Origin of the sequence: Candidatus Thiosymbion oneisti (assembly GCF_900092655.1) — a bacterium.
GTDB classification, from domain to species: Bacteria; Pseudomonadota; Gammaproteobacteria; order Chromatiales; family Chromatiaceae; genus Thiosymbion; species Thiosymbion oneisti.
On record NZ_FLUY01001840.1, the window covers coordinates 1 to 5,744 of the forward strand.

Here is a 5,744-nt window from a genome sequence, read left to right on the forward strand (position 1 = left end):
GAAGAGTTCCTCAAACCGCTCCGCATCACGCAGTATCGCCTTGCCAAGGAAATTGGAGTTTCCCAGCGTCGCATCGGAGAGATTGTTGCGGGCTCGCGTGGCATCACGGTCGACACAGGCTTACGCCTCTCGCGTTTTTTTGGTATGTCTGAGGGTTTTTGGACAGGTTTGCAGATGGACTATGAAGCGGCTATGGCCAAGGACGCACTTACGAAAACTCTCGCAAAGATCACGCCTTGGGGACATTACGAGCATAATAACGACAAGGCCCAACAATAGCGTCAACCTGTAAGAAGCTTCAAGCCGTTACTGTATGTCTCTGAGAATTTCCTCGATTTCCGGATCAGCGTCGATCTTCCCGCCTGCTTCGATCTCCTCATCGGTCGCATCACGAACAGTCAATATCTCGAGCAAAAAAACAACCGCTCGACCGCAAAGCGGATTATTGCCATCAACTGTCAATGTTTTTTCATCTACTCTGGTTACAACGAAATCTCTGGTTTCGCCCTTTTCGTTTTCCATCACGATCGTCGTGCCGATCTCTCGATATTCCTCGGGAACATTTTCGATGTGGTCCGTAAACACCAGGGATTCGTCTCGCGGTCCGTATAACCGATCGCAGTCGATAGGTACCTGAATGACATCACCGACCGATTTGCCTGCCAACTCCTCCGTCACCCGAGTCGACAGGGGGGTATTGGCGCCATGAACGTAACCCAGGGGGAACTCGACCGCGGTGAGCACATGGCCCGATTTTCTGTCGATGACCTGGTATGTCAGCTCGACGAATTTGTTGTCCTGTATGATCTCTTTCATAATTTTGCGGGAGGCTATGTTCAGAAGATGGAGGCGCCGAAGATTTTCACCTCTGCATTTTCATAGCCCAGCACCAGTCTTCCGAGCCACTCGCCTTCTTTCTTGGTACTTCTTTGCCGATAAAGAACCGTTACATGTTCGCCACGACGGATGATGCCGAGGTGGTCTCGTTCTTCGGAGAGATTTCTCGTCAGCTCGCTTTTTGCAAACTGCTTTCCCATTTCGACTTCGTTGAGGCCGAGAAGCATCGAATACGAAAATTTCCGTATGAATTTTCCGTAATCGCCTTTATTCGAATACTTGATAAGATCGTCCCACATGGGGTTGGCAATCGCCAGGATCTCTTCATCCGTATGTTCCGTTATATTCATCGCCTATTCACCATCGACAGCAAGGGTTCGGTATTGCGAGACGGAAATAAAAAAAGATCAACATATCCCATGTTGATCTTTTAAAGGATGAAAGGAGTTACACCGATACCCCATTTCACCTTATTTCATGTTCTCAGCCCGCGTAGGGCGGGATAGGCCACCAGGGATGGCCGTATCCCGCCCTACGGTCAGTTGTTTTTGGCGCGGTTTTTCCCGCGCCGAAACCCATCTCTCATCGCTACTCTTCGTCTTTGCCGACCAGGTGATAGCAGGGCGCCTTTTCCATGGTGTATTCACCTGTCGCGGGATCACGACGAGAAACCGTCAGCACATGCCAGTTCTCATCATCCAGCTTGAGCGCGTCACCACGATAGTAGTAGCCGGGCCACCGGGTTTCCTTCCGGAACAGGGTGTGTTGCAGAACGCACTCGGAGGTGCGATGGCGGTGCTTCAACTCCCAGGCACGCAGTAGCTCGTGTATGTTTTCCGCCGCGACCTTTTCCAGGTCTTCTTCCAGTATCTTGAGCTTCTTGAGGCCGATATTCAGCAGCTTTTCATTGGTCATGTAGTTGACGGTCACGCCGCCGCCATACTCGTCCATCAGCTTCTGCAGTCGGTCGAGGCCCTGCCGCGGGTTGATGTAGTTCGGGTTGACCGTGCCGGCGGTGATCTCATTACGGTAGACCTTGTAATGCTCCAACGGCTTGTAGATCTCCGCTTTACGGTCATCGACCTGCTTGTCGGATACGACGATATCTTCCGCTTTGCCGTCGTCGATATACTTGCAGGCGGCCTTTGCGGAGAGACGACCTTCCGTGAAGGACCCGGAGGAGAAGGCGTGTGGCGTGCCGCCGACCGCATCACCGGCGCCGAACAGTCCTTCGACGGACATCATGCGGTTGTAGCCCCAGAAATACTCGGGAGGAGATACATCCTCCGGTCCGGAGCACCAGGCGCCGCAGCCGGTTGCGTGTGAACCCATGACGTAAGGCTCGGAGGTGGTCAGTTCCGGATTCTGGTACTTGGGATCGACATCGGTCGCCGCCCAGAGTACGGCCTGACCGACGGTCATGCCCAGGAAGTTTTCCCAACCCACCTCTTCGAGGTGCGGATCCTGGAATGCTTCCATGGTAACCATGTGGATAGGACCGCGACCGGCATTGACCTCGCTGATGAATGCGTGGTTACGCAAACAGGTCGGGATCGGTCTGTGGGTTCTGTGCGAGACTTCCGGATCCAGATATTCCTTGCCTACCATTTTCTGGAGGTCCGGGAACCATTTGGATTCGTACTCCTCGCCGAGCCCGTTTTGCGTGTAGGTCTTGAGGTGCAGGAAGTAGGCGCCGACCGGACCGTAACCGTCTTTGAAGCGGGCCAGCACGATACGGTTTTCCATCTGGGTCATCTTCGCGCCGGCATTGATCAGGAGCCCGTAAGCCGAACCGGAAGACCAGGGCGCATACCAGACGCGACCGGCGCCTTCACCGACGGAACGGGGCTTGAAGATGTTCGAGGCGCCACCGGCGCCGACGACGACCGTCTTGGATTTGAATACGTGGTAGTTGCCGGTGCGAACGTTGAAACCGACGGCGCCGGCGATCCGGTTTTCCTTCGTTTCGTCCATCAGCAGGTGCGTAACGCACACCCGGTTGTAGACCTTATCCGCGGACTTCTTGGCGGCCTCCGCTACGATCGGCTTGTATGATTCACCGTGAATCATGATCTGCCAGCGGCCTTCACGCTGATAAGCCCCCGTCTTGGGGTTGCGCATCAGGGGCAGACCCCATTCTTCGAACTGATGCACGGTGGAGTCTACATGGCGGGCCATGTCGAACAGCAGGTCTTCGCGCACCATGCCCATCAGGTCGATACGCGCGTAGCGTACATGGTCTTCCGGGTTGTTCTCGCCCCAGCGCGTGCCCATGTAGCAGTTGATCGCATACAGCCCCTGGGCGACCGCGCCGGACCGGTCGATATTGGCTTTTTCGGCGACGACGATCTTTTTGTTTTTACCCCAATACCGGGCCTCGAAGGCCGCGCCGGTACCGCCCAGACCCGCACCAACGACCAGGACGTCGATGCCGTCTTCAACGATTGTTTTGAAGGCCATCAGTAGTACACCCCTTCTTTCATTGTCAGGCCGTTGGACTCCAAGGTGTGCAAGTCACCGTCGTCCAGACGTATGTATTTGGGCTCGCTGAACAAGAGCTGACCATCGCGCATTGCCGGTGAGGGTTCCGGCTGATCGGCGAGCTGCGGGATTGCCTGACCCCAGGGCTTGGTGGTAATCGGAGACAGGAAGTTTTTCTCCGTACCGTTTCGGAACTTTATCCGCCAGGCAATGGTGCCTTTTTCTTCTTCGCGAAGAACCCGAAGACTATGCCCGAGCGGAGCGAAATCCGCGTATCCGCGCGCATCGATCGCCTGATGGGGGCAGGCCTTGACGCACGAATAGCACTCCCAGCACATGTTCGGTTCGATGTTATAGGCCCGGCGGACGGTGGTGTCGATGTGCATGATGTCCGAAGGGCAAATGTCGACGCACATTCCACAGCCATCGCAACGAGTCATGTATACAAAGGTGGGCATAGTATTCCCCTTACTTTGGTTGATCGGTTACCGTCATTTCAGTAATGGCGTGGAGCTTCTCGCTCGATACCAAGCCCCATATGGAGTGGCGCGTCCTTCAGCAACTCCATGGAGTGCCTGTCTCTGTCAGCCGGGTTTGTTCTGTCGGCGAGCTCCGGCAGATTCTCTCTCGATCCATCCGCTTTGGTTAACCGCTTTTGATAAGCAGCCGCGGGCTTGAAGAACATGTGCGCGAACTTGGACCACAGGACGGTGCCGAACAGCACGGTGCCGGAAAGGATGAACAAAGCGAAGAAAAAGATACTCAACCCTGACGATCCTGACGTACCCATTGCCTGAAATGCGGACCAGATCAAGGCGAATGTTGCAGTCGCAAGCAGTGAGACGATGAAGAGATCCGCACGCACCAGGCGATACCAAGGATGGCCTTCGGACGAAACATCGACCCGGATGAAGAACCAGAACCAGTAACCACCGAAGCAAAGCATCAATGCGCCGAGATGCCAAAGCACGGAGAGGATCGTTGGTGCTTGATCGGCGGGGGTCGGATAGGCGAAAACCAGAATGGCCGTGGTAACGATAAATGTGATAAAGCCATACATGGTAAAAAGATGGGAAATCCTACGTCTGGGATTTGCAAGCTCAGCAGAAGTCAGAACTTCGCTGGCAATAGTTTTCAGCAACAGCGATGTCTTTTCTGACCCGCTTACAGTGCGCTTTGCGTTTCTCTGCGCTTTTTGCGCATGCTCGAAAAAGTATTGCGCGCTTTTCTTGTGAATCATATCAAGCACAGTGCCGGCTATGACCAGGAGGAACATAGCCACGACGTACGCCTGCATTACGAAGGCGGGCATAAACGCCGAAAGCTCGGAGAAGGGGTTGTTCGTGATCATTTTGCCAAGTTCCTCAGATATCATTAATTGCAAATATAATTATGAATGAGAATTATTCGTAGTGAAACCAAAAAGTTTTATGCCAATACATAAATTTTTTTATCGTTACGGTCGTCAAACGGAGAACGGCATCCACCTATCAGGCGCGGAGCGCTCATTCGAACGAGCATGGTATGGGCTGGATCGAGGAACGAAGCTCAACTTATCCGTGCCGGGCTTCGTTCCTCAACCCCAAATCGAAATCCAAATCGTAATCGAACAGGATGCTGTTTGGACACGAAAAACTTGATGGCTAGTTCCTTTGCCTCCTTCCCTCGAACATCGCCCCGGTTCTTGCTGCCGCTACGAGGGGGCGGAAAGGAGAGGTTGAAATCTCTAATACGAACGATTATCATTCTAAACTGCCAACGGCGGGGCCGCATTCTCCGTGGAGCAAGCAGGCGAGGAACGCCTGGTTGTCGTGCAGGAGGTGCAACGGGCCTGGTTGCGGAAACTGAATACCAGGGAAGTATTCGAGGCCATCCACCGGGTCATACTCGAACGCTACGAGATCCTTGTCCACGCCATCTTGCTGCTGAAACCCGGACGTCTCCCCAAGACCTCCAGCGGCAAGGTGCAGCGCCGCGCCTGTCGGGGACAATTTATGGCCGGTATCCTGGAGAGCGTAGGCAAATCGAAGTCAAAACCGTCAAAGACTGGTTACTCAACAGGATCAGTCAGCTCACCAATATTCCGCCGGATCGAATCAATACCCGGCATCGCTTCGTTCATTATGGTATCGATTCGGTGACGGCAGCGAGTTTGTCGGGTGAACTCAGCAAGTGGCTGGGGCAACCGCTGCCCGCGGCGCTGGTGTATGACTATCCGAACATCGACTCTCTGGCGCGCTATGTATCGACCCAGCAGGAGACCACGGACGAGAAAGGCCCCTCGTCCAAGGAGCCAAGGTCGTGATCCGAGGACTTTACTCCCTCTCCCGGTCGAGGGTATCGCAAAAACGGTGGCATCAGCTGCCAGTCTGTGAAGTTTAAACCACAGAGGACACAGAGGACACAGAGAAGAGCGCAGGCCAATT

General features: G+C 54.2%; 8 protein-coding genes. 3 read left to right on the forward strand and 5 right to left on the reverse strand.

Annotated elements, in window-relative coordinates; translation table 11 throughout:
- Positions 1 to 279: HigA family addiction module antitoxin (locus tag BQ17_RS19615; protein ID WP_141699396.1), on the forward strand; the 279-nt coding region annotated here is incomplete at its 5' end.
- A 27-nt stretch (positions 280 to 306) separates the two neighbouring features.
- Here BQ17_RS19615 and BQ17_RS19620 read toward each other — a convergent pair.
- From BQ17_RS19620 to BQ17_RS19640, 5 genes are all read right to left on the reverse strand, one after another.
- Positions 307 to 816, reverse strand: coding sequence for an FKBP-type peptidyl-prolyl cis-trans isomerase (locus tag BQ17_RS19620; protein WP_089730027.1), 510 nt, complete (start codon positions 814 to 816; stop codon positions 307 to 309).
- A gap of 20 nt (positions 817 to 836) precedes the next feature.
- Entirely contained in the window at positions 837 to 1,187 is a 351-nt protein-coding gene (locus BQ17_RS19625; RefSeq protein WP_089730029.1) for a hypothetical protein, read from the reverse strand.
- Positions 1,188 to 1,425: 238 nt separating this feature from the next.
- Positions 1,426 to 3,297: an adenylyl-sulfate reductase subunit alpha gene (gene aprA, locus BQ17_RS19630; RefSeq protein WP_089730031.1), complete on the reverse strand. Its 1,872-nt coding sequence runs from the start codon at positions 3,295 to 3,297 to the stop codon at positions 1,426 to 1,428.
- Positions 3,297 to 3,776, reverse strand: a complete 480-nt coding sequence (aprB, locus tag BQ17_RS19635; protein WP_089730033.1) for an adenylyl-sulfate reductase subunit beta — start codon at positions 3,774 to 3,776, stop codon at positions 3,297 to 3,299. The genes aprA and aprB overlap by 1 nt, the downstream gene beginning before the upstream one ends.
- Before the next feature lie 38 nt (positions 3,777 to 3,814).
- On the reverse strand, positions 3,815 to 4,615 hold the full coding sequence (locus tag BQ17_RS19640; protein WP_218068364.1) for an adenylyl-sulfate reductase: 801 nt from the start codon (positions 4,613 to 4,615) through the stop codon (positions 3,815 to 3,817).
- 481 nt (positions 4,616 to 5,096) lie between these two features.
- Between BQ17_RS19640 and BQ17_RS23615 the strand changes: the two genes are divergently transcribed.
- Together BQ17_RS23615 and BQ17_RS23620 are read left to right on the forward strand one after the other, a co-directional pair.
- Positions 5,097 to 5,459: a hypothetical protein gene (locus BQ17_RS23615; RefSeq protein ID WP_243725283.1), complete on the forward strand. Its 363-nt coding sequence runs from the start codon at positions 5,097 to 5,099 to the stop codon at positions 5,457 to 5,459.
- Positions 5,399 to 5,623, forward strand: coding sequence for an acyl carrier protein (locus tag BQ17_RS23620; protein ID WP_424945090.1), 225 nt, complete (start codon positions 5,399 to 5,401; stop codon positions 5,621 to 5,623). The genes BQ17_RS23615 and BQ17_RS23620 overlap by 61 nt, the downstream gene beginning before the upstream one ends.
- Positions 5,624 to 5,744: the final 121 nt, after the last annotated feature.